21 protein-coding genes are annotated in these 22,789 nt (G+C 33.8%); 18 read left to right on the plus strand and 3 right to left on the minus strand.

Annotated elements, in window-relative coordinates; genetic code table 11:
- Window positions 1-158 precede the first annotated feature (158 nt).
- The 3 genes from G602_RS0106480 to G602_RS25485 form a co-directional block, all read right to left on the minus strand.
- Window positions 159-962 (minus strand): ExeA family protein, encoded by an 804-nt coding sequence (locus G602_RS0106480; protein WP_026657311.1) that lies wholly within the window; start codon window positions 960-962, stop codon window positions 159-161.
- Window positions 962-2,206 (minus strand): DDE-type integrase/transposase/recombinase, encoded by a 1,245-nt coding sequence (locus G602_RS0106485; protein ID WP_026512086.1) that lies wholly within the window; start codon window positions 2,204-2,206, stop codon window positions 962-964. The genes G602_RS0106480 and G602_RS0106485 overlap by 1 nt, the downstream gene beginning before the upstream one ends.
- Before the next feature lie 62 nt (window positions 2,207-2,268).
- On the minus strand, window positions 2,269-2,787 hold the full coding sequence (locus tag G602_RS25485) for a DUF6431 domain-containing protein (protein WP_155829656.1): 519 nt from the start codon (window positions 2,785-2,787) through the stop codon (window positions 2,269-2,271).
- Between the two features lie 242 nt (window positions 2,788-3,029).
- Here G602_RS25485 and G602_RS25490 point away from each other — a divergent pair, with 242 nt between their 5' ends.
- The 18 genes from G602_RS25490 to glf all read left to right on the plus strand — a co-directional run bounded on the left by G602_RS25490 (window position 3,030) and on the right by glf (window position 22,787).
- Window positions 3,030-3,713, plus strand: coding sequence for an aldo/keto reductase (locus G602_RS25490; RefSeq protein WP_081675865.1), 684 nt, complete (start codon window positions 3,030-3,032; stop codon window positions 3,711-3,713).
- 80 nt (window positions 3,714-3,793) lie between these two features.
- Window positions 3,794-4,222 carry a MaoC/PaaZ C-terminal domain-containing protein gene (locus G602_RS0106500; RefSeq protein WP_026658264.1) on the plus strand — a complete coding sequence of 143 codons (429 nt, stop codon included), beginning with the start codon at window positions 3,794-3,796 and terminating at the stop codon, window positions 4,220-4,222.
- Window positions 4,223-4,244: 22 nt separating this feature from the next.
- Window positions 4,245-4,487, plus strand: a complete 243-nt coding sequence (locus G602_RS0106505) for an acyl carrier protein (RefSeq protein WP_026658265.1) — start codon at window positions 4,245-4,247, stop codon at window positions 4,485-4,487.
- A 34-nt stretch (window positions 4,488-4,521) separates the two neighbouring features.
- Window positions 4,522-5,541 (plus strand): DUF1919 domain-containing protein, encoded by a 1,020-nt coding sequence (locus G602_RS0106510; protein ID WP_026658266.1) that lies wholly within the window; start codon window positions 4,522-4,524, stop codon window positions 5,539-5,541.
- Window positions 5,513-6,532 (plus strand): radical SAM/SPASM domain-containing protein, encoded by a 1,020-nt coding sequence (locus tag G602_RS0106515; protein WP_026658267.1) that lies wholly within the window; start codon window positions 5,513-5,515, stop codon window positions 6,530-6,532. The genes G602_RS0106510 and G602_RS0106515 overlap by 29 nt, the downstream gene beginning before the upstream one ends.
- Before the next feature lie 28 nt (window positions 6,533-6,560).
- Window positions 6,561-7,661 carry a glycosyltransferase gene (locus tag G602_RS0106520; protein WP_026658269.1) on the plus strand — a complete coding sequence of 367 codons (1,101 nt, stop codon included), beginning with the start codon at window positions 6,561-6,563 and terminating at the stop codon, window positions 7,659-7,661.
- Window positions 7,662-7,769: 108 nt separating this feature from the next.
- Complete coding sequence (locus G602_RS0106525; RefSeq protein ID WP_026658270.1) at window positions 7,770-9,134, plus strand: 6-hydroxymethylpterin diphosphokinase MptE-like protein; 1,365 nt, start codon at window positions 7,770-7,772, stop codon at window positions 9,132-9,134.
- Window positions 9,135-9,155: 21 nt separating this feature from the next.
- The gene (locus G602_RS0106530; RefSeq protein WP_155829710.1) at window positions 9,156-10,046 is read left to right on the plus strand and encodes a class I SAM-dependent methyltransferase; all 891 of its coding nucleotides are present in this window, start codon (window positions 9,156-9,158) and stop codon (window positions 10,044-10,046) included.
- Window positions 10,047-10,063: 17 nt separating this feature from the next.
- A complete protein-coding gene (locus G602_RS0106535; RefSeq protein WP_026658272.1) occupies window positions 10,064-10,741 on the plus strand; it encodes an acylneuraminate cytidylyltransferase family protein in 678 nt (225 codons plus the stop codon).
- Window positions 10,738-12,363, plus strand: a complete 1,626-nt coding sequence (locus tag G602_RS0106540) for an aldolase catalytic domain-containing protein (RefSeq protein WP_026658273.1) — start codon at window positions 10,738-10,740, stop codon at window positions 12,361-12,363. The genes G602_RS0106535 and G602_RS0106540 overlap by 4 nt, the downstream gene beginning before the upstream one ends.
- Before the next feature lie 3 nt (window positions 12,364-12,366).
- Entirely contained in the window at window positions 12,367-13,248 is an 882-nt protein-coding gene (locus tag G602_RS25495; RefSeq protein WP_049945089.1) for a TylF/MycF/NovP-related O-methyltransferase, read from the plus strand.
- Window positions 13,241-14,374, plus strand: coding sequence for a glycosyltransferase family 2 protein (locus tag G602_RS28660; protein ID WP_026658274.1), 1,134 nt, complete (start codon window positions 13,241-13,243; stop codon window positions 14,372-14,374). Before G602_RS25495 ends, G602_RS28660 begins: the two co-directional genes overlap by 8 nt.
- A 153-nt stretch (window positions 14,375-14,527) precedes the next feature.
- The gene (locus G602_RS28665) at window positions 14,528-15,730 is read left to right on the plus strand and encodes a glycosyltransferase (protein ID WP_026658275.1); all 1,203 of its coding nucleotides are present in this window, start codon (window positions 14,528-14,530) and stop codon (window positions 15,728-15,730) included.
- 34 nt (window positions 15,731-15,764) lie between these two features.
- The gene (locus G602_RS0106560) at window positions 15,765-16,949 is read left to right on the plus strand and encodes a radical SAM protein (protein ID WP_026658276.1); all 1,185 of its coding nucleotides are present in this window, start codon (window positions 15,765-15,767) and stop codon (window positions 16,947-16,949) included.
- Between the two features lie 145 nt (window positions 16,950-17,094).
- The gene (locus G602_RS0106565) at window positions 17,095-18,555 is read left to right on the plus strand and encodes a glycosyltransferase (protein ID WP_026658278.1); all 1,461 of its coding nucleotides are present in this window, start codon (window positions 17,095-17,097) and stop codon (window positions 18,553-18,555) included.
- A gap of 90 nt (window positions 18,556-18,645) precedes the next feature.
- A complete protein-coding gene (locus tag G602_RS0106570; protein WP_026658279.1) occupies window positions 18,646-20,301 on the plus strand; it encodes a glycosyltransferase in 1,656 nt (551 codons plus the stop codon).
- A 38-nt stretch (window positions 20,302-20,339) separates the two neighbouring features.
- On the plus strand, window positions 20,340-21,650 hold the full coding sequence (locus G602_RS0106575; RefSeq protein ID WP_026658280.1) for a glycosyltransferase: 1,311 nt from the start codon (window positions 20,340-20,342) through the stop codon (window positions 21,648-21,650).
- A gap of 36 nt (window positions 21,651-21,686) precedes the next feature.
- The gene (gene glf, locus G602_RS0106580; protein WP_026658281.1) at window positions 21,687-22,787 is read left to right on the plus strand and encodes a UDP-galactopyranose mutase; all 1,101 of its coding nucleotides are present in this window, start codon (window positions 21,687-21,689) and stop codon (window positions 22,785-22,787) included.
- The last annotated feature ends 2 nt before the right edge of the window (window positions 22,788-22,789 follow it).

Consider the following 22,789-nt stretch of genomic DNA (forward strand, 5'->3'; position numbering starts at 1 on the left):
TGTTGTCCGGCACATTAAATGAGTCCTCAATCTTCACTTTAAATGAGGCTGCATAGGGTGTCAGACAAAGGGTACAGTTAGATTGTTTGACACCTGATTTTCAGATTATATAAATGAAATCATCCCTCACGCACTTTAAATGAGTGAGGGATGTAATCCTAACCAAGTTCGCAGTCATTGACTGCCTGCATGACGATGTCGGTTGTAATGAGATCAGCTTTGGCGCTGTCACCTATAAGGAGGCTGGCGTTACAGTACTTGTTTATGAGACGCGGAGTTCCATCAGCTGCGTTGAGTATTGCTTCTATTGCTGCACCATCAAAGATGGTCTGATTACAGCCAGCACCTTTGAGCTTTTCAGAGATATAGCTGCGGCCTTCTTCCTTTGTCACACCATCAAGGTTGTAGTTCATGACGATTCTCTGCCTGAGGGGTTCATGAATACCAAGCCCGAGTGTGGAATTAAGGTTCGGAAGTCCGGCAAGCAGAATGACTGCTCTGTCCCTGGAATCCATCTCAAAGTTAAAAAGAATCTTGAGATCGTTAAGGATGGTATTGTTGATATAGTTCGCTTCATCAATGATGATCACAGGCGTTTTCCTCTTTTCAACGGACAGGCGTGTGACTTCTTCCTGGATGATCTTGAAATTACTTGGTTTCTTGAATGCAGGCTGGGCGCCAAACTCTGAAACAAGATTTCTGTAGAAATCATTCGGGGTCAGGGTGGAAAGACTTGAATATATAACTTTATACAGCGAGGGATTCAGCGATGATGACCAGTGCCTTATGACAGTTGTCTTGCCTCTACCGGGACTTCCGGTGAGCAGGCCGAATCCTTTGGTCTTGGCCAGGTAGTCAAGGCGGAACAGGGCTTCCCTGTGTTCTGCGGTATCAACGATTATCTCCCTTGAGTTCTTGATAAATGGGTTAAACTCAAGCCCGTAGCGTGTAAAGTATTCCATCAGTCTTCTCCTCTGCAGATATGTACCTTGTCTCTCTTAACTTTGGAATTCTCCACTTTGTTTAGGAGACGGATTGGCGTAAGTGTTCCATCGGCTTCAACAATGTAAATTTCGTCAAGCCCTGGAGAATAGCGGAGCTTGATATGCTGCTTTGAAAAACGGCAGTCCACTTCGTATTCAACCTGGTCTATGGTGATGACATTATCAGCCGAGACTCTTCTCTCGATTTCGAGGAGGAAGGAGTGGTCTATCTCTTCATCGCTGAGGCGGTGGAAAAGATTTGGTTCTGAGAAGTATCTGTCCTGCGGTGATCTTCCGTTTAAGGAAGAATGTACGGTCTGATTGTACTTCTGCACATAGGCAAAGAGATTACCTCTGAGTTCATCGAGGGAATGGAAATCCCTGATGTCGAGGCCTGACATCCACTGATCTTTCATGGTGCGGAACCAGCGCTCGATCTTTGCTTTCTGTGTAGGCGTGTAAGGCTGGTCATAATGGATGACTGAGCCGATGCGGGCGGCAAGGAGTTCCATCTGCTTGTTCTTGTAGGAACTGCCATTGTCAAAGTTGAACATCTGTGGACGTCCATACTTTGCAACTGCTGATTTTATGACAGACATGAGGTTCACAAAGTTGTCATTGAAGAAAACATCTATGCCAACAATGAACCTGCTTGCATCATCGATAAGGGCAATGATATAGACTTTATGCTTCTTACCATCATCGGTCTTGAGATAAGGGCCAACGCTTGAATCTCCGCACCATACCTCGTTGATGTGTGGGCGCTCGTAACGTCGCATGTCAGGGTTTGTGGTGGTCTTCATTTCAAGTGAGAGCTGATTGACGTAGCGGTTGACTGTTGATTCTGAAACAGTGCCTACTTTTATGCTTCCGTTATCCTGAAGCTGTCTGTGGATAGATGCTGCGGACATGCGGGGGTAGTTGGTTTTGAGATATCTGATCTGTTCCTGAAGATCTGCATCCAGCTTTCGGGGCAGACCCTGATCCACACGGCCTGTAGGGATGAGAGCATCAAAACCGCCTTTCTTGTAGTTACGGTACCAGCGCTCAATGGTCTGTGGTGCAAAGTGCTTGACCGAGCCATCAGGAGCTAAAACTCCCTTGGCTGAGGCGTCATTAAAGAAAGCCGTAAGGGATGAGTAGTCTTCCCAGAGACCTGAAATGATTGGAGAGATAACAGAGTATCTCATAAGAGCAATGTTTTGTTGTTTTTCCTGATCCATGGCGGATCCTCCTTTCGTTTTTTCTTAAGTATATGGAGGATCAGGAGAGAGTTCGTGCCAGGTTATGTGGTATTTAGGAAAAGGATATTTGGAGTACATTTAATCTGCATGAACTGACGCTTGAAGTATTGAAAACAGCTGCTTATAAGGCTTTCGCCATCAACAGAAATACGTTCGGAGATAAGCCGTTGTTTCCAGTGCTTCAGGTACATCCTGATGATGTATCTAAAGTTGCTCTCGTCAAAAGACAGAGCTGAGGAAAGAGTGATGTTTGAAGGCGTCTCTTTTTCATGAGCTGTGATTATCTGAAGGTGATCCTGGAATGATATCTGGGAATAAGGAACCATTGATGACAGAAGGAGAGCGTGAGTGCGTCCACACTGATCGCATTTCACACGGCAGATCCTGAACATTACTTTTCCATCCTCGGTTTTAACATATCTGTTGTAATAACCATGGACGGATAGGCAGCCTGACTGACCACAAGGGCATTTGAGCTGATGGAACTGGAGATTGTTTAGGACAGAGTTGTAGAAACCTGGTGTAATCGGATTGTTTTCTTCGACGTAAAGGGTTATCATTGTCTTGCATGTTTTCGTACACTTCTGTGTACGGAGTTGCTAAGGCAGGATACCAAACTTTGGTCGGGGAGGGATCCTGCCTTTTATTGTCAGTAACTTTCCCATGATAACACAAAAGGCATGGCATTAAATAATCTGGTGTATTATGCACCTGAATAAATAAGTCCACACCTTTAAATAAAGTGATTCAAAAACAGAATTTAGAACGCAGGTAAAGTAACAAACAACAATATAGCAATGAGATCTCATTGGCAAAGGCAATTTCTGCTAAAGGTATTTCAAGAGATGATATTTATATTACTGATAAAGTATGGAATACCAGTAGAGGTTATGAGGCGGTTAAAGAAGCTTGTAAAAAATCATTGAAGAAGCTGAAGACCGATTATATAGATATATACCTTGTCCATTGGCCAGCTGCAATTAAACATCATAAGGATTGGGAAGAAATAAATGCAGATACATGGAGAGGAATGGAGGCATTATATAAAGATGGTCTTGTAAGAAATATTGGTGTGTGTAATTTCAAATTACATCATTTAGAGGCATTAGAGAAAACAGCAGAGATAATGCCTTTTATTAATCAGATTGAGATACATCCTGGCTTACCACAGAGTGAATTAATTGATTATTGTAAAAGCAAGGACATTGTAATTGAGGCATATAGCCCATTAGGAAATGGAAAGATTCTTCAAAATGAAACAATACTAAAAATAGCAAAGACTAAGAGTGTATCAGCTGCTCAAATATGCTTAAGGTGGGCTATACAAAAAAGTATAATTGTAATTCCCAAAACTGTTAATAAGGAACGATTACATTCCAATATAAATGTCTTTAACTTTGAATTATCTGATAGTGAAATGAAAGCAATTGATAGGATTCCGTATTGTGGGGGAATTGGAATAGATCCTGATGAGGCTGATTTTTGATAATAACATTGCGTGAGTGAAGAAAATTATAGTATTAACCGGATAAAGCACGGTAGTTAAGTAGCTTGAGGATACTTTTTGTGAATGAATATAAACTTGATCAAATAGAGATAGGGCTAGAAGCATCATTTAGAAAAACAGTTACGACGGATATGGAAAATGCATTTAGAGAAATATCCGGAGATGATAACCCTCTACATAGAGATGATGAATTTACTTTAGCTATAGGAGATGGGAAATTTAGAAAGCATGTAACATTTGGAATGCTAACGGCATCGCTATATTCTACGGTGGCAGGTATGTATCTACCAGGGAAATATAGTCTTATTCATAGTATCGATGAATTGTCATTTCTTAGACCGGTATATATTGGTGATGAATTGGAGGTTACAGGAAAAGTCATAGATAAAAGAGAAGAACTAAAATTGATTGTGCTTAAAGTGGTGATTTGTAATCAATTCAAAGAGGTTGTGTCTAGAGCAAAAATGAAAGTGATAGTTTTGAAATAGGACACTTCTTGTGGAGGAATTTATGACAAGACAAGATGTATACAAAAGATTAAATAATGTTTTTAGAGAGGTTTTGGATGATGAGTCAATCGAGTTGCATGACGAAACTGTTCCGGATGACATAGATGGATGGGATTCGTTCGAACATATAAATCTTATTGTAGGTATAGAAAAAGAATTTGCATTTAAAATTCCGGTTGAAAGGGCTGTATTATTAAAAAATGTTGGAGATATGGTTGACGTAATATTGGAAATGGGAAAATAGAAAAAACATTTAGCACTTATGTTGAGGACGACAGATGACCTTAAAAACTACAAATGATACAGAAATGTTTATTGAAAAAGAAAAGGGGCCATTATACATATATGGAGCGGGTAAGATTGGTTATAGAGTTGCATGGTTTTTACAAAAATGTGGAATTGAGTTTGAAGGATTTTTAGATATTACCGCAGAAAATTGTGATTATCCACTTAGTGTCAGGGTTGAAGAGGAGATAATAGATGTATATCCATTAAGTCTTATAAATAAACTGAGTGGAAATGTAAGAGTGATTATTGCTATATCTAAAATTGATTCTGCAATGAAAAAGCTTTGCGAAATTGGGGGAGAGGCAGAAGTATTATTACTTACTCCATACCACAGAGATGTAATACATGGCGATATTAGAATAAACATAAATGCAATGCTGAGCTATTTTCGATCAAAATTAGTAACGGTAGAGATTCCAAGCATTATTTCAAATACGTGCAATGCTGGATTTATATATGAGATGCTAGGAATAAAGAGTATGGGACGGACATTAGTAAAATCGCCTACTATTGATACGTATATTGAGGCGAATGATTATTTGAAGCTATGTAAAGAGCCAGAAAAATACTTACAGACAGAGATGACCTTTTCAAGATACGGAGTATATGAGGGGAGAAAGTGTCCAATAGGAAGAATAAACAATATTGAAGTTATGTTTGTGCATAGCTTGGATTTTGAAAAATCAATAATTCGTTGGAATTATTTAAGAAAAATAGTTGATTTTAATAATCTGGCATTTGTTATGGAAGAATATTATGGGAGAGAGACAATTACTTATAATATAGCAAGTGAACTATGTTCTCTTAAGGAAAAGATAATTCTTCTTATGCGTTCTAAAATGTACAGTGGTCTTCAGGATGCAATGCTTGTTTCACATTCGAACTTTCATGAGAGAACATTAGTTGTTGAGGATTGGTTTGATTTATTGGGGGTGGATAAATCAGCCTCATGCTTATTAAGTTCATTATGTTTAGTGATATATGGCAGAATTCAAACAATGGCGAAATGAAAACAGAACATATTTAAAAGATGTTATTCCACTTGATACACCTTTTAATCTCAAGGTAGAAGCATCCTCTATATGCAATTTGAAATGTATATACTGTGCTCATTCCAAAAAGGATCATGGAGTGTATGAAGGCAACATGTCTTTGAAACTTATGGATAGAATTTTAGAGCAATCAAAAGATTTTCCACACAAGTTCAAGGTTATGGAGATGTTCTCATTTGGAGAATCGCTGTGCAATCCTAATCTGGAAAAGATGATATGCATGGCTAAAGGGGCGGATGTTGCTGAAAAGATAAATATCACAACAAATGGCTTGCTTATTAATAAGGAACGAGCGGATAAGCTTATTGCTTCCGGAGTAGACATAATTCGTATATCTTTGCAAGGGATTGATTCGGAAGGATATGAGAAGACTTGTGGAGTTAAGGTTAATTTTGTAAATTTTATCGAAAATCTAAAGTACCTGTATGATAATCGTGGGAATACTTCAGTCCGCATGAAAATCGCTGATATAGCTATTGCAGATATACCTGATGGACAAAAGAGATTTGAAGAGATATTCGGATCTATAGCTGACAGTATTTTTGTAGAAAAGATAATACCAATGTATGCAGATATGGATTATAGTACCATCAACAATAACATATATGATAATGCGATCCATGGTCGAGAGAACATAAAGCAAGATGAAATGCATAAGGTATGCAATAGGCCATTTTATAGACTACGTGTTGCAGCAGATGGAAAAGTAACAGCAGCATGCTGTGATATCCCTAATGATTTTTATTATGGAAACATTTATGAAGATACCCTGGTAAATATATGGAATGGGGAGAAGAGAAAAGCGCTTCTAATGATGCAACTTCAGGGGAAGCGATTTGACCATCCTATATGTAAGACTTGCATGATACCAAATGATATAACTACTGAGGCAGATGTACTTGATCCATGGGCGGAAGAGATACTAATGAAACTATCACCTTCCTATTGATTAGTATATAAGGTATTTGTGAGGAAATATGAAAAGAATACTGCATATGTTTTTGGGTAATTCCAAGGGCGGTAGAACACAATATATGTTAAACACATGGCAACACATAGACCATAATAGATTTCATTTTGATTTTTTAACATTGTGTGATGCCTTGGACTATGAACAAGTGCTATTGAGTACAGGAGCGTATGTCTTTCATATTTCTTGTTATGCAGAAGACAATCCGGAACAATTCAGAAAAGAAATGATGGAGATTTTTCAAAATGGATATGATGCTATTCATGTTCATTTTTCATTTTGGAGAGGATTTTTAATTGAGGAGTGTGCAAAAAAAGCACAAATTCCAAAGATTATTTTGCATTCACATAATAATGGAATAAGTATGGTAGCAGATGAACATGAAGTAAAACTATTAGAAAAAGAACATTTTCGTCTTCGCAAACTAATAGATGTTGGTATTGCTACCCATTTTCTTGCATGTTCAAAGGTAGCTGCTGAATGGATGTATTCTGATATGATTCCGGTCGACAGAGTCAAAATAGTTAGAAATGGGATTGATATTAATAAATTTCGTTATAATGCACAGCTAAGGGATAAAAAGCGTGAGGAATTGGGAGTAAAGGATTATTTTGTTATTGGGTGTATTGCCAAGTTCAATTATCAAAAGAATCATGATTTTTTGATAGATGTTTTTGCAAAAGTAGAGAAATTAAGGGGGGACATCGTTTTAATTCTTGTAGGAGTTGGAGAATTACAGCCAAAAATTGAAGCGAAAGTAAAAGAATTAGGATTGGAAAAGAAAGTTGTTTTTTTAGGAAAAAGAGATGATGTTCCGGAATTGTTGCAGGCTATAGATTTATTTGCATTACCGTCAAGATTTGAAGGCTTTGCTCTTGCTTTCATGGAAGCGCAAACTGCTGAATTGCCATGTGTGGTTGGTAATGTACCTGAGGAGAATTGCCTTACTGATAGAGCACATAGATTACCGTTGAATGTGGGAACTTGGGTTGATGTTATTGTTGATGAAATTGATAAGAATAGTAGGAATCATGTTTCAAAAGAAATTTTAGCATTATATGATATTAAGAAACAAGTTTCTTCATTAGAAGAAATTTATGAAGAGTGAAAAATTTTTATTTACTATAGTTACACATGGGATTTTCTAATAGGTCAGCTAGTGTAATAAGAGATACTTACATTAAGATATGAAAACATTTGAGATATTGGAAGAAGTATGAAATATGCTGAGTTTGTAATTTTTGGTGCTGGGGTACGTGCAAAAAGGATAGTGAAGATATTAGGGATAGATAGGGTTATTGCATTTGTCGATAACTATCCTAGTAGTCATGATTTGTTCAATAAACCAGTTATCAGTATAGAGGATTATCTGAATCATTATAATGATTATATTTTGGTTATTTCGCCTATGATATGCGGTGATATCATTTCACTAGTAGAAGTCAAAGGTATTAAGCATTATTTAGTATATTCAGAGTGCCCTTCAGAATTCATACATGATATACAACTGGATTCAAATATAAAAAAAATAAAGGACTATGTTATAGAAAAGGGAAACTCTATGGATAGAATCTTGGTATATGGAGAATCCCTGTTCAGCATAGTTGTTTATGAATGGTTAATTGAAAGCGGTGCAAGAACAGAATTGAACATATGTGACGAAGACACAGAAAGAAAAGTGGCAATCCAAGAAAGATTGAAGGGGTACGTTTTTGGCGATGGACATGACATAATAGGCAATTATAATGTTGCAGTGTTGAATTGCACAAAAAGGCAAATATCGCAATTAGATGGTATAGGTGATAATAATATTTTTGACATACATAACTTGAAAAGCGCGTTAGGGGAATATATTGATACTAGCATGAGTGTATTCAAAAATATACATAAAAAAGATAAGCGATGTTTTATAGTGGCAACAGGTCCAAGTTTAAAAATATCGGATCTAAATTTTTTACATAAAAATAGAGTTATTTGTATAAGCATGAATAAAATTTTTTATGCATTTGATGAAACAATGTGGAGACCAGATTATTACTTGGCTAGTGATCCTCTCGTTACAAAGGCGTGTAGGGAAGAGATATGTCAAATGGAAGCGAAAGCAAAATTCATTGGAGAATTAGATGCTTCTTTTTGGGAGGGGGAGCAGGACGATAATATTTTTAAAATTCATCAGGAAAAACAAACGAATCATGAATACAGATTTTCTGGTGATTTATCTCGTGCTTTTGAGCAGGCCCATACAACGACATTTTTAGCGATTCAACTAGCTGCGTATATGGGGTTTGATGAAATATATCTATTGGGAGTAGATCATACTGGTGGGGCCTATGTAAACTCTCCTGAACGGCATTTTTATGGGGGAAAAGATGAAAATGCTATTCCTATGCGTATGGAAGAAGAGTCATTTAAAAGAATTGAAGGTAATTATATTGAAGCAGAGAGATATTCTAGAAATAATGGATTTAGAATATATAATGCAACTCGTGGAGGACGCTTGGAAGTGTTTGAAAGAGTTGATATAGATGAGATATTTGATCAAATAAAATATGATGAAAAAAGTGCCGTAACAGACATTTAGGAAAGGAATTGCTTGTGTGAAATGCGTTGTAAAATATGCAATAGTTCAAATGTAAAAGAAGAATACAATGGCTTAATAAGGGATGGAGGATTAGGAAGATATACAAAAAAAAATGTTTCTATGTACCGATGTGCCGACTGTGGAGTTATTTGGCATGAGAAGATATATAAAGCGGATGAATACTATCAAACTGATACATATCGTAATTCCCTTGAAGGAACGATTAAGGAAAGTGATTTTTATAAACTTCACGACAAAGAAAGTCTTGCAAAGTTAACTTATACAGGGACGGAAATATATCGTGATAGTGTTGTTGCAGATATAGGATGTGGATGTGGAGCTTTTCTTGATTATGTAAATGGTGTCGCTAAAAAAGTTGTTGCTATAGAACCGGCAGAGTTCTATAGAGAAGTTCTGAATCGGAAGGGATTCTATACATATTCGTATGCAAGAGAAGCGAAAGATCGGTTTGCAAATAACGTGGATGTAGTAACGTCCTTTGATGTTATAGAGCATGTAGAAAGCCCACAAGACTTTTTGTTGGATGTATATGAATTACTAAAAGTTGGGGGACGTGCATTTATAGGGACTCCTACGGAGACTCCTATAATGAGATCCCTTTTGGGAAAAATGTATGATATGAAATTGTTATTTTCTACCCAGCATATATGGATTTTTTCAAAAGAGAGTTTGAGAATGATGGCAGATAAAGTTGGTTTTTTGCCTCAAAATATAAAATTTAAATACTATCAAAGGTATGGTATTGGAAATATGTTGGGATGGTTAAAATTTCAGGAGCCAAAGAAAGATATTCAAAATGATTTCATAACCAAGACCCTTGATGATGTTTGGAAGCGTGAAAGTGAAAAGCAGGAATTAGCAGATTATATTGTTTTAGAAATAGAGAAATAGGCTAATGAGGATTGTATATGAAAGTGGTGTTGTGGATACCATTAAAGCTGAATAATCAACGACTGCCAGGGAAGAACACAATGGTTTTAAATGGAAGGCCATTGTGTGACTATGTATTTAGTACTGTTTCGGAAATGGATCCTTGCATAGATAAGTATATATATTGCAGTGATGACGCCATTATTCCTTATATTAAACCCTATTATGATAAGGGGTTGATTTATTTGCAACGTGATAATTGCCTTGATGGTGATAAAGTTAAAGGATTGGAGATAGTAGAGCGTTTCGTAGAAGATGTCGATGCGGATATATATATATTGGCGCATGTTACACAGCCATTTATCAAACGAGATTCAATAGAAAAAGCATTAAATAAGGTTATGAGTGAAGATTATGATTCAGCTTTTTCTGCTATTAGATTACAGGATTATATGTGGCTTGATGGTAAGCCGCTTAACTATAATCCAACTGATATTATTCGAACCCAAGATATGGAGCCCATCTATATGGAAACAGGGGCTTTTTTTATTTTTGAAAAAAAAGTATTTACTGAAATGGGAAGAAGAATAGGGATAAAGCCATATGTTTGTGAGGTAGATCAATTTGAGGCCATTGATATAGATGATATGAATGATTTCAAATTTGCAGAAGCTGTAGCCAGATATCGTGATGAAAATAAGGATGTGATGATATGAAGCAAGGGAAAGTTATGCTGTTGGATTGCACATTAAGGGATGGTGGAAGAATTATTGATTGCAATTTTAAAGATGATATCATTAGCGGAATGATAAAGGATTTTGTCAATGCCGGTATAGATATAGTTGAAGTGGGATTTCTCAGGGGAAAAGAGCTTGTTAATTATAAAGGTAATTCCACTTTTTTTACTGAGAATAAGCAAATTGAAAAATTTTTACCCCTAAAGCGTGAAAATACTATCTTTACGGCATTTATTGATTATGGAATGTACGATTTTTCTTTACTTCAAGATTGCTATGACGCATCAGTCTCAGGAATTCGTATTGGATTTACTCATAAGAACTATATAAACGATAAAGAAGAAATAAAAAACACATTAAAGTTAATCAAAGATAAAGGTTATAAATTATTTGTTCAAAATGTAAACACGCCTGGTTATTCAGATAGAGAATTACTGGATGTTGTAGAAATGATCAATGAGATTCACCCGTATAGCTATGGAATTGTAGATACATATGGGAGCATGTATCTGGAAGATATGATGCATTATTACGAACTAGTGGATTATAACTTGAGATATGATTGTAGTATTGATATTCACTCCCATAATAATTTGCAGTCATCATTTGCTTTTGCTCAACAGATTATCAGTATGTCATTAGGGAAAAGAAATATTATTCTTGATTCCACATTAAATGGAATGGGTAAATGTGCTGGTAATTTGAATACGGAGTTGATTGCGGATTATCTCACGAGAAAAAAAGGATTTGATTATGATGTTGATCTAATTTTAGATATGATTGATAGATATATAGTTAATTATGTTGGTACGGAAGATTGGGGGTATTCAATACCTGCATTTATGGCAGGGATATATAGAGCGCATCCTAATAATGTTATTTATCTTACTCAGAAATATCGTCTCAATAATAAAGATATCAAATATATTCTTTCGGCGATAGATGAGGATACTAGACAGAGATATGATTATGATAATATTCAAAATATATATAGTAAGTACAATGATAATCAAATAGATGACAGTACTAATGTTGCTGGTTTAAAAGAAGTGTTCCAAGGAAAAAGTGTACTAATTTTAGCTCCGGGATCATCGGTTACGGAAAATAAGGAGGAAATACTCAGATATATTTATAATTATAAGCCAATTGTTGTGGGGATAAATTATCTATATGGTGATATTAGTACAGACTATTACTTTTTTGCTAATACCATACACTGGGATAGGTGGGAATATAAGTTACCACATGAAAAATGCATAACAACTTCAAATATAAAAACTAATGTAGGATATACGAATAGAGTTAACTATTCATCGTACTTGGCAGAAGGAAGTTTTTTGTCTGATAATAGCATGATTATGTGTCTTAATTTGATGAAGAAACTTGGGGTATCTGATATAACAATGGCAGGTTTTGATGGGTTACGAAGCAATCAAAATAATTATGTGGATGAAGTTTTTCCGGATAGGCAGGGAGAACATTCATTTAGTGAAATTAATGATGAAATCAAAAGGATATATGCAATTTTTCAAAAGAAGGTTGAAGGGAAAATTAGTCTTAGCTTTCTTACAGAAAGTCTTTATGATACAGGAAGGGAATAGATTATGAAAAAAAAGGAGGATGTAATCTGTTTTGGTGCAGGTGGAGGTGGAGAACGATTATTTAATACTATTTCTGATAAATATAATATTATTGCATTTGTTGATAACGATTGCAGAAAATGGGGAACATTTTTAAATAATGTCCCAGTATTACCTGTGTCAGATATTAAATCACTGGTGTGCGAAACTATAATTTTAACAAGCGCTCCTGGAAGAGATTCCATAATAAAGCAACTAGTTGAGGACTACGATATATTAAGGGGGAAAATAATCACTGATTATATCGATGAACCATTAGAAACAAGAAGGATATTTCTAAGAAATTTATCATTGATTCAAGCAGACCTAAATCCTATTTATCAAGTGGCAGAAGCTGGAGTGTTTCAGGGGGATTTTGCAGCATGTATCAATATGTATTATCCAGAGCGAATGCTGCATTTGTTCGATACCTTTAATGGCTTTACTGAGGCGGACATAGCCTATGAAAAAGAAAAGGCTTATTCAAATGCTAGGGAAGGAGATTATGCTAATACCTCTATTAGTACAGTTTTGGGGAAAATGAGTAATCCTAATAATGTGATTATACATAAGGGGATATTTCCTGATTCTGCTAGAGATATAGATGCAACATTTTGCTTTGTGAATTTAGATCTTGATTTATTTATGCCGACATATTTAGGACTATGTTTCTTTGAAAAAAGGATGGCAGAAGGTGGAGTGATTTTAATACACGATTATTTTGCGGATAATTTCAAAGGACCAAAAGAAGCGGTAGATAGATTCGTTAGCGAACGAAGAGGAATATATGATTGCGTGCCAATAGGAGATGGTATTAGTATTCTCATTATAGGATTTGGAAAAGCTTTAAGAGGTATATATGAATAAAGCTATTAGTGTTGTAATTCCAGTTTACAATGAAGAAAGATATATACGTGAATGTTTGGACAGCGTGGTTAATCAATCAAAGAAGGATATAGAAATAATTATAGTTGATGATGGATCAACCGATAATAGTGGTGCTATTTGTGATATGTATAGTGCAAAGGATAGCAGAATTACAGTTGTTCATCAGGATAATAAAGGAAAAATTGCAGCAAGAAGAAAAGGAGTTATGTGTTCCCAGGCAGATTATGTTACTTTTGTAGATGCGGATGATTTCATTGATTCTACATCTTTTATATTAGCAGAAGAATTTATTAGAGCTGATATAGATGTTATTTGTTTTAATATATCGAATTATTACGATGGCATAATAGCTGATCGTAACATATATTTGCCTGAGGGAAGATACGATAAGATTTATGAGAAAACAGGACAATTTGCCAAGTGGATTTATGATGAGAATATTGATGGATTTCAGCTACAACCTTCATTATGTACCAAAATTGTAAAAAGAGAATTATTAAACAATATTTTCAATATAGTAGGAGATTTATCAATAAATTATGCAGAGGATAGATTAATAACATATATGGTTTTAAAGAATGCGAATACAGTACAAATTATTAGTAATTCTTATTATAGGGCGCGTCATAGAAAAAACCATTATGCTAAAGAATATACTAGTGACAATCTATTCTTAGAAAAATTATTTGAGTATTATGAATTTCTAAAAGGCCAATTTAGTGGTAGTCCTGATATAGAGAGAGCATTAGCTCTTTCATATATTCAAATGGTAAACGATAGAAAAGCATTTTACAATGTCTGGGATAAATCATATAGATATTTGTTTCCTTATGAAAAAATAGATAAAGAAGAGAGAATCATTTTATACGGAGCAGGAAAAGTGGGACAGGACTATTATAGACAGATTACGGAGCTATCTTACTGTAAAGTAGTATTATGGGTTGATGGTAACCCTGATTGGTATGGAACTGAAATTTCACCAGTAGAAAAAATAATGAGTATGGATTTTGATAGAATAGTTATTGCTATAAAAAGTGATGCAGCAAGGAGAGACATTAAGAGAAAATTGATAAACATTGGGATAGAAGAAAAAAAAATTATCTAATAATTACTTTAGAGATTGAGGATTAGACTTGTTAAAAGTGAGCATAAAGGGTCAGGGCATGCAAGGAATATTGGAATTAGTTATTTACAAGAAATATTGAAAATGAATGGATGTTGGATGATTTTATGCGTGAAATAGAAAAGGTTTTGTAAAATGACTAAATTATCTGTGGTAATACCTATATACAATGCTGAAAAATATATAGAAAAGTGCTTGTTGAGTGTGATGCATCAAGATGTTACTGATATAGAAATCATTTGTGTTTTAGATGGTGCAACGGATAATTCAGAAAGAATAGTTAGAAATATGCAAACAATGGATGATCGTATCATTATTATTTCAAACGATATTAATAGAGGACAATCCTATTCACGTAACGTAGGAATAAAAAAGGCAACCGGAAAGTATAGTCTATTTTTGGATGCAGATGATTTTATTGATAATAAAGCTTTTGGATTATTGATAAAGAATGCTGACGAAAGAGAATTAGATGTGCTTGGCTTTAATTTATATCAGATTTATGAAGATAAACCACAGCAGACATTGAAAGCGAAAAGTAAAGAAGAAAAAGTATGTTCAGGAATAGAGTTTTTTCTAGATGGATATAAAACAGGCTATCATATGGTTACATGTACATACATGTATAGGACGGACTTTTTAATTGGAAATAGTATATATTTCATAAATGGAATTTTTTACGAGGACAATATTTTTTATTTAGATTGCATGTTTAAAGCTCAAAAAGTTGGTTATGTTGATAAAGCGTTATATTGTTATAGGCGGCATTTACAGTCAACATCTATGACGAGAGTGGATAGAATAAAGCACTTTGAGAGTATGTGTGTTGTTATCGATTATATTTTAAATAAGATAGATAAAGAAAATGATAGAATTATTATTCAAGCACTTCAAAAAATGGCTAGCGGCAAGATACTATATGCATATAAGTTGTATAGTGAAATAGAGTCCTTTCCAACATCATATATTCCTAAGTTTTCACAAGTGGATAAAGTATTACCATTTATACAGACAGCTTTTAGAGATGGATATTACCCATATAAGTTTGATGAACAAACTTTAATGAACCTAAGAAAAGCAGATAAAATTCTGATATATGGTAGAGGGAAATTGGGAATAGCTATGGAAAAATTGCTAAATGAAGTAGGTATAACTAATTATTCTTTTGTTATAACAAAAAGACAAAATGATAATGATATTGATGAGATTACAGATTGGATCGATTCAAAAGATAGAGTATCTGTTATTGTTGCTTCAAGCATATATAGTGAAGAAATGGCTGAAAATGCGAAAAAGCTTGGTTTTGATAAAGTGATAGTTCCACGTTTTTATTTTTAGTCACTTATGAAAAATTGATTGTGGAGAATTAAGAATGAAATGGACAAATCCAGGTTATGAGGATATTTATAACCATTATGATATTGGTAGAGGGATAATACTATTTGGTATTGGTAAGATTGGTCAAAGATATTTGAAATATGCTTCAAAAAGTGGATTATTAAGAGCTTGTGTAGATAATAAGTCAAAGTTAAAAAGTATAAATGATATTCCGGTATGGAATTTTGATGAATTAATAAAAAAGAGGAAAGATGAAAAAATTATTGTTACTGTAGGTAATAAGTATCAAAAAGAAATCGTCGAACAATTAGTAGAGGTTGGGTTAAATGAAGAAATAGATTTTTTTATTAATAATGATGAGTTGCTGATGCTGCTATACATGAAAAGTTTTGGAGTAAATGATGCAATTTTTATTCCGCTAGTTCAAATATCATTAACCGAAAGATGTACTTTGAGATGTAAAAAATGTGCTCATGGTTGCAATTATGTATCTAAATCATCTAGTGATCTGATGGTTGATATAGTGTACAAAAGCGCGGACTACTTTTTTAAATATACGGATTTATGTCAGGAATTTGTTTTAATTGGTGGAGAGCCATTTTTATATAAGGATTTAGATAAAGCTATAGAATATATTGGTAAGAATTATAGAAATAAAATGAGCATTTTTAGTATTACCACAAACGGAACAATTATTCCCACGGACAATATATTAGAATTGTGCAATAAATATAATATGTTAATACGTATATCTAATTATGAACTAGCAATTCCTAAATTAGTAAGGCAACATGAGTTATTGCTAAATAAATTGGAAGAGCATAGAGTGGAATACATTTTAGCTGAAAAAGAACGCGAATGGATGGATTATGGATTTGATAGTGCTGATTATGGGGATGATGAAAAAAGGCTAATTTCTCATTTTGATAAATGTAAAACGCCCTGTCGCGAGATACAAGGAAACAAGTATTATTATTGTGTAATGGCGCATACTGTAGGGAAAAATATGAATCATAAAGGTAATAACAATGATGACTTTTTGGATTTATCTAAGTTGGAAAACTATCCAAACGGTAAACGAGTATTTTTAGAATATAATTTAGGATATTCTAAAAAAGGCTATTTGGATATGTGCAGGTATTGTAACGGGGCATATGCCAAAGAATTACTAATACCAGCAGCTGAGCAAGATATAGATATTTTGTATGAGGATAAATGATTGATAAAGGATATTGATCGTAAAAAATCATATTACTTGGGGCGGGTAGAAGATATGACAGATTATGTGAAATAATGAATGATTTTGACATAAGAAATGTTACAATCTAGGATTCTGATGCTAAGAAAATGGGGTGGAATAGATCATGAATTGTGACACAGGACGGAATAAGAAGTTTTTAGATGTAGTTATTTATGGTGCTGGAAAACGAGCTCATAGTAGGATAGATTTATTAAATTGCCTTGGAGTAAGAATAAGAGGAATTGTTGATTCAGATGTCCAAAAGGCAGGGATGGAAATTGGACATTATACAGTGGGATTACCGTCTGCCCTTTATTCTATATATGATGATTGTAAGATTTGTATTGAAATTGTGGACGAAGAGGCTAAAGAAACAGTAAGAAATAATTTAACAAATTTGTTAGAAGCATATGATGAAATATCTGATATTGAGTTGATAATAGAAGCTTTTTCTAATTCTAATATATGTAATGGCATTGTTGGAGATTATTCAAAAAATAATTATAGGTCAATAATATGGGCGAGTGAAGCGGGACTAGGATTAGGTGGAGTGGAAGAGTATGTAAAAAATGTTAGCATTGCAATGATAAATGCAGGGATAGAACATATACGTATTTTGACAAATTGCAATAAGTATATTGTTCCAGAATCCATAACTAGGATAAGATTGTCAGCTGAATATGATGTAAATAAAAAAAATGGATTTGTTGATGGTATTTATCCATATTTTATAAAAATTATTCAAAATTTGCCATGTGTCATAATAACGAGTGGGATAGATAGTATTTTCTGTGCAGCAGCAATAGCAAAGAATTTGTTTCCACAAGATGTAAAAATAATATCGATGATTCATTTGGGAACAGTAAATATTTGCAAGTTACAAAGTAATGTATCAGATTATGTTGATGAATATGTAGCTGTAAGCAAATGGATTGATAATCAAATGAGAAAGAATGGGCATACTAACATATCGGTTGTTACATGCCCATATATTTGTTTACCCCAAATTGAGAGAGAATATACAGAAGATGAGAGATTGCCTATAAGAATTGGATATGCAGGAAGACTTGATGGGTATGCTAAGAGTCAAAAAAGAATGGATTTATTGATCCTTTTGTTTAAGGAATTAAGGAGAAGAAAAATTTTTTTTATAGCCGAAATTGCAGGGGACGGACCTGCACGTATACAGATGGAGAAGGAAATTAGTCATAATGATGAAATTGATAATATTCATTTTCTTGGAGTATTAGACCGTTCAGATATTCCTGCGTTTTGGGCTAAACAGGATATAGCAGTTAATGTGTCGGATTGTGAAGGTCATAGTATTTCACAAATGGAAGCTATGGCAAATGGGGCTGTTCCTGTGATGACACGTACATCTGGAACAGAGGATGATATTATTGATGGAAAAAATGGTTTTTTGGTAGAAATAGGAGATTATCTAGCTATGGCAGACAAGATTGAGTATCTGTTTAATAATAGATTGCTGCTAAGTGTTATGGGGACTCTTGCGCATGAGGCAGTATATTCTAAAAGTTTAATGAGTGATCATCTAAATTTTTGGAAAAATCTGTTGCAAGTATAGAGAGGAATGGTAATGGAGAACTATATTATTGGGATTAGATAATGATGATGGTATGGATGATAGGAGTTTCTATTTATAGAGGATTTTAATATGGGAATCAGTAGACAGCATATTATAAATACATTTTCGGATGACTTTGGAGATGAGAATATCGCTTGTGAATTGTTGGAAGAGACAGATCCTATTCCTCCACATGAGATTAGAAGCATAGCTATTCAGTATTTCTTTTCAGGAGTGGGAGGAACAGAGAGAGTAATAGCAGAACTAGCAAAAATGTTATTGAATCATGGCTACGACGTTTGCTTGATATTTGATGATACAGAAAATTCATTTTTCTATGACTTTCACGGAGATTATGAAGTTTATTATATTCCGAATGAAGAGGATGCATTTAAAACAAACAATTATGAAGAAAGAGCGAATGCACTAGAATCAATCATTAAAGATAATAGTATTGATTTAATAATTAATAATTCATATTATTCACGCATTTTACCATATGATTTACTTATATATAAACTTTGTTCTACTTATTCTGTGATAATACAACATGGACTTATTTCTCAATCTATGACCAAACTGTTAGATAGCATCTATTTACAATGGAAAGTTTTTCCATTTTTTGATGGTGTGGTCACACTGAACAAAATGGAGAACGAAGTTTGGAAGTGTTTTTGTAAAAATGTTGCACATATTCCAGATCCAGTCAGTTATGTTGATGAATTAAATAAAATAGTTATAGATAAGAAATGGAATCAGATTATTTGGGTTGGGAGATTGGATAATACACAAAAGCAAGTAATGGAATTGATTCCTATAATGAAATATGTATGTGAGAGAATTCCTGAAGCATATGTAGTGATATATGGTCCTGAGGAAGAATTTGGGTTGCTTGAAAGAATGATGCTAGAGATAAAGAGGAATCATTTGGAGAATAATATTATATACGGTGGTGTTTTAGGTAATGAAATACATAACGTATATGAAACTTCTTCAGTACAATTAGTAACGTCAGCATATGAATCATTTGGTATGGCTATATATGAGGGAAAGTGGCATAGTCTTCCACTAGTAACATATGATATGCCATACTTGGATTTGCTTCAAACAGGAGGATATATAGCTGTTCGTCAGGGAGACAAGAAAGCTGCGGCAAATGCATTAGTGAAAATAATGTTAGATGAAGCATTAAAGGAAAAGCTATCTAAAGAAGCACGAGAAAGTGCTGAAATGTATTCTGGAATTGATATATTCCAAAAGTGGAGTGATTTTTTTTCAATTTTGAAAAGTAATACCAACGTTGAGAGACATTATAATAATGAAAAGGATATGCTGAAAACACTACTTGAAACTATTTTTTTTCATTATCATATTGGGGTAGGCAAGAAGAATGTTTTGGCTTCTAAAGTTGTTGAATTGGATAGAAATTTAAAAATACATAAATGTTTATTACATGAATTAAAAAATATAGGTAGGGAGTATATCATATATCCTTATGGGAAAATTGGGAAAATGACAAAAACTATCTTGAATAATGATTTTGGAGTATTAGAGGAGGCTGTGTTAGATAATAATTCTAACGAAAAAAGCGTCAAAACTACTGATTATTTGAATGAATTGGATGTAGGCAATATATATATTTTGTTTGCATGCGGAAATGACACCATACGTGAAGAATTATTTATGGAGATTACAAAATATATCGCAGCTGAGAAGGTTATTGATGTTTTGCTTAATAATAGTTGAGGTTAAGTTGATATGAAGAGTGATTTTGAGATGAGTCTATGAAAAACGAGAAACTAGTGTCAATCATAACTCCATGCTATAATTCTATGCAATTTATATCGCAGTATATTGAAAGTGTTAAAGCTCAAGCATACCCATGGTTTGAGCTTATTTTAGTAGACGATGGTTCTACAGACGACACATATAGCATTGCATATAATTATTCAAAAGACGATGAGCGAATAAATGTATATCATAATACTGGAAAGTATGCTGGGACAGCAAGAAATTATGGACTCAGTCTATCCAAAGGAGAATATGTATTATTTCTTGATAGTGATGATTGGATTGCTCCCGATATGCTTGAAAAAATGGTATCTAAAGCTGAGGAAAGCAATTCAGATATAGTTTTATGTAATGCAGCTTATTATGATAACGATTCTGGTATCTTATACTATCCCGGCTTTGTATTACGTACGGAATTAATTAAATGTTTTAGTACATTCAATGCATATGATGTACCTGATCATATTTTTGAGATAACCACGCCTGCCCCATGGAATAAATTGTTTAGGAAAGACTTTATAGTTAAAAATGGGATTGAGTTTCAATCATTACATAGGTGTAATGATGAATATTTTTCAAATATGTCTTTAGTTCTTGCAGAAACTATTTCATGGATACCAGAGGCGTATGTTTTCTATAGAACTAATAATACAAATAGCTTGCAAGGATATTCAAATAGCGTAGATTCAAAAGATTTCTTTTATGCATTGTTGGAAATAAAAAATCAGCTATTAAAGAGAAATTTATTAAAAGAGTTTGGAAATAGCTTTAATAAAAAAGTACTACTCACCGCATTAGGAGCGCTTAATAGACAAGCTGATTATAGTGATTTTAGTATGCTTTATAAGTTTATACATGATGAAGTACTCTCTAGTTTTGAACTGAAGGGCTATAAAGACAGTGATTATATATGTAGTCTTATTTTGTCTGTAACAGATCCAGGCGAATTTTGCTTTTACAGTTCAAAAAATAGGCTGGACTACAATAGATATGGATATCCGTTTCGATATCTAGATTCAACAGACAAAAGAATAGTTATTTATGGAGCTGGTAAGGTGGGTAAAAGAGTATATACATCATTACGAAGCAACGGTTTAGTGCAAATTGTTGGATGGTTTGATGAGAACTATGAGGAGTGCATAAAAGATGGACTAGGAGTTAGTTCACCGGATGAAATAGGGAATGTGGATTTTGATAAGTTAATAATTGCAATTAAAAATTGTAATGTTAGTGAAAAAGTTAGAAAGATGATTATTAGTAAAGGTATTCCTGAGCATAAAATAATATGTTTTATTGACAACTAAAGCACAGCAAAGTGAATAAGAAGAGGATTCTGTAATATGTATGATTATTTATTAGTTGGATCGGGATTATTTAATGCAGTAGTTGCAAATGAATTAAATAAAACAGGAGCAAAGTGTCTAGTTGTTGAAAGGCGAAATCATATTGGTGGTAATTGTTACACCTATAATCAGGAGGGAATAATTGTTCATGCATATGGGGCACATATTTTTCGTACTTCTGACAAAAGAATTTGGGATTATCTATGTAGATTTGCCGAATTTAATCATTTTATTAATTCTCCTATAGCTAGATATAATGAAGAGATATTTAATCTTCCGTTCAATATGAATACTTTTTCAAGAATGTGGGGAGTTTTTTCTCCAGAAGAAGCAAAAAAAATAATAAGCAATCAAGGAAAAGAAATAGATTATGAACCCAGTAATTTAGAGGAACATGCAATAAAAATGGTTGGAAGAGATATTTATGAAAAGTTAATAAAAGGGTATACAGAGAAACAATGGGGAAAAAAATGTAGTGAACTTCCAATCTCGATAATGCGTAGAATTCCACTTAGATTTACTTATGACAATAATTATTATAATGACTATTATCAAGGAATTCCTATTGGTGGATATACACCAATTATAGAAAAAATGTTTAAAGGTAGTAAGATTGTTTTTCGACGGGACTACTGCAAAGAAAAGACATATTGGAATGCAAAGGCAAATAAGATTATATATACAGGAGCAATAGATGAGTTTTATGATTATAAACTTGGTAGATTAGATTACCGTAGTCTTCGTTTTGAAACAGAGCGCATAAATATAGATAACTATCAAGGGGTTGCTGTTGTAAATTATACATCTAGAGATATTCCGTATACTAGGATAATAGAGCATAAACATTTTGAATATGGAAAACAAACACACACAATTATTACTAGAGAATATCCGGAACTCTTTGGAGATGGTATGGAGCCGTTTTATCCCATCAACGATGAAAAAAATACGATACTATATAGAAAATATGTAGAATTATCAAAATCTGAACCAAAAGTAATTTTGGGAGGGAGATTAGGAACATATCAATATACAGATATGCAGGATACAATAAAAATGGCATTGGATTTATCTGAAAAGGAGATAAGGAATAACTGAAT

The sequence above is a fragment of the Butyrivibrio sp. AC2005 genome, from assembly GCF_000424145.1.
Classification (GTDB): domain Bacteria; phylum Bacillota; class Clostridia; order Lachnospirales; family Lachnospiraceae; genus Butyrivibrio.

Excerpts from the sequence above, each read along its gene's own strand:
- G602_RS0106535 (WP_026658272.1), top strand. The coding sequence starts at position 10,064 with ATGAAAGTGGTGTTGTGGATACCATTAAAGCTGAATAATCAACGACTG.
- G602_RS28665 (WP_026658275.1), top strand. The coding sequence starts at position 14,528 with ATGACTAAATTATCTGTGGTAATACCTATATACAATGCTGAAAAATAT.
- G602_RS25495 (WP_049945089.1), top strand. The coding sequence starts at position 12,367 with ATGAAAAAAAAGGAGGATGTAATCTGTTTTGGTGCAGGTGGAGGTGGA.
- G602_RS28660 (WP_026658274.1), top strand. The coding sequence starts at position 13,241 with ATGAATAAAGCTATTAGTGTTGTAATTCCAGTTTACAATGAAGAAAGA.
- G602_RS25485 (WP_155829656.1), bottom strand. The coding sequence starts at position 2,787 with ATGATAACCCTTTACGTCGAAGAAAACAATCCGATTACACCAGGTTTC.
- G602_RS0106570 (WP_026658279.1), top strand. The coding sequence starts at position 18,646 with ATGGGAATCAGTAGACAGCATATTATAAATACATTTTCGGATGACTTT.
- G602_RS0106510 (WP_026658266.1), top strand. The coding sequence starts at position 4,522 with ATGACCTTAAAAACTACAAATGATACAGAAATGTTTATTGAAAAAGAA.
- G602_RS0106525 (WP_026658270.1), top strand. The coding sequence starts at position 7,770 with ATGAAATATGCTGAGTTTGTAATTTTTGGTGCTGGGGTACGTGCAAAA.
- G602_RS0106540 (WP_026658273.1), top strand. The coding sequence starts at position 10,738 with ATGAAGCAAGGGAAAGTTATGCTGTTGGATTGCACATTAAGGGATGGT.
- G602_RS0106515 (WP_026658267.1), top strand. The coding sequence starts at position 5,513 with ATGGCAGAATTCAAACAATGGCGAAATGAAAACAGAACATATTTAAAA.
- G602_RS0106520 (WP_026658269.1), top strand. The coding sequence starts at position 6,561 with ATGAAAAGAATACTGCATATGTTTTTGGGTAATTCCAAGGGCGGTAGA.
- G602_RS0106575 (WP_026658280.1), top strand. The coding sequence starts at position 20,340 with ATGAAAAACGAGAAACTAGTGTCAATCATAACTCCATGCTATAATTCT.
- glf (WP_026658281.1), top strand. The coding sequence starts at position 21,687 with ATGTATGATTATTTATTAGTTGGATCGGGATTATTTAATGCAGTAGTT.
- G602_RS0106505 (WP_026658265.1), top strand. The coding sequence starts at position 4,245 with ATGACAAGACAAGATGTATACAAAAGATTAAATAATGTTTTTAGAGAG.
- G602_RS0106485 (WP_026512086.1), bottom strand. The coding sequence starts at position 2,206 with ATGGATCAGGAAAAACAACAAAACATTGCTCTTATGAGATACTCTGTT.
- G602_RS0106480 (WP_026657311.1), bottom strand. The coding sequence starts at position 962 with ATGGAATACTTTACACGCTACGGGCTTGAGTTTAACCCATTTATCAAG.
- G602_RS0106560 (WP_026658276.1), top strand. The coding sequence starts at position 15,765 with ATGAAATGGACAAATCCAGGTTATGAGGATATTTATAACCATTATGAT.
- G602_RS0106530 (WP_155829710.1), top strand. The coding sequence starts at position 9,156 with ATGCGTTGTAAAATATGCAATAGTTCAAATGTAAAAGAAGAATACAAT.
- G602_RS0106565 (WP_026658278.1), top strand. The coding sequence starts at position 17,095 with ATGAATTGTGACACAGGACGGAATAAGAAGTTTTTAGATGTAGTTATT.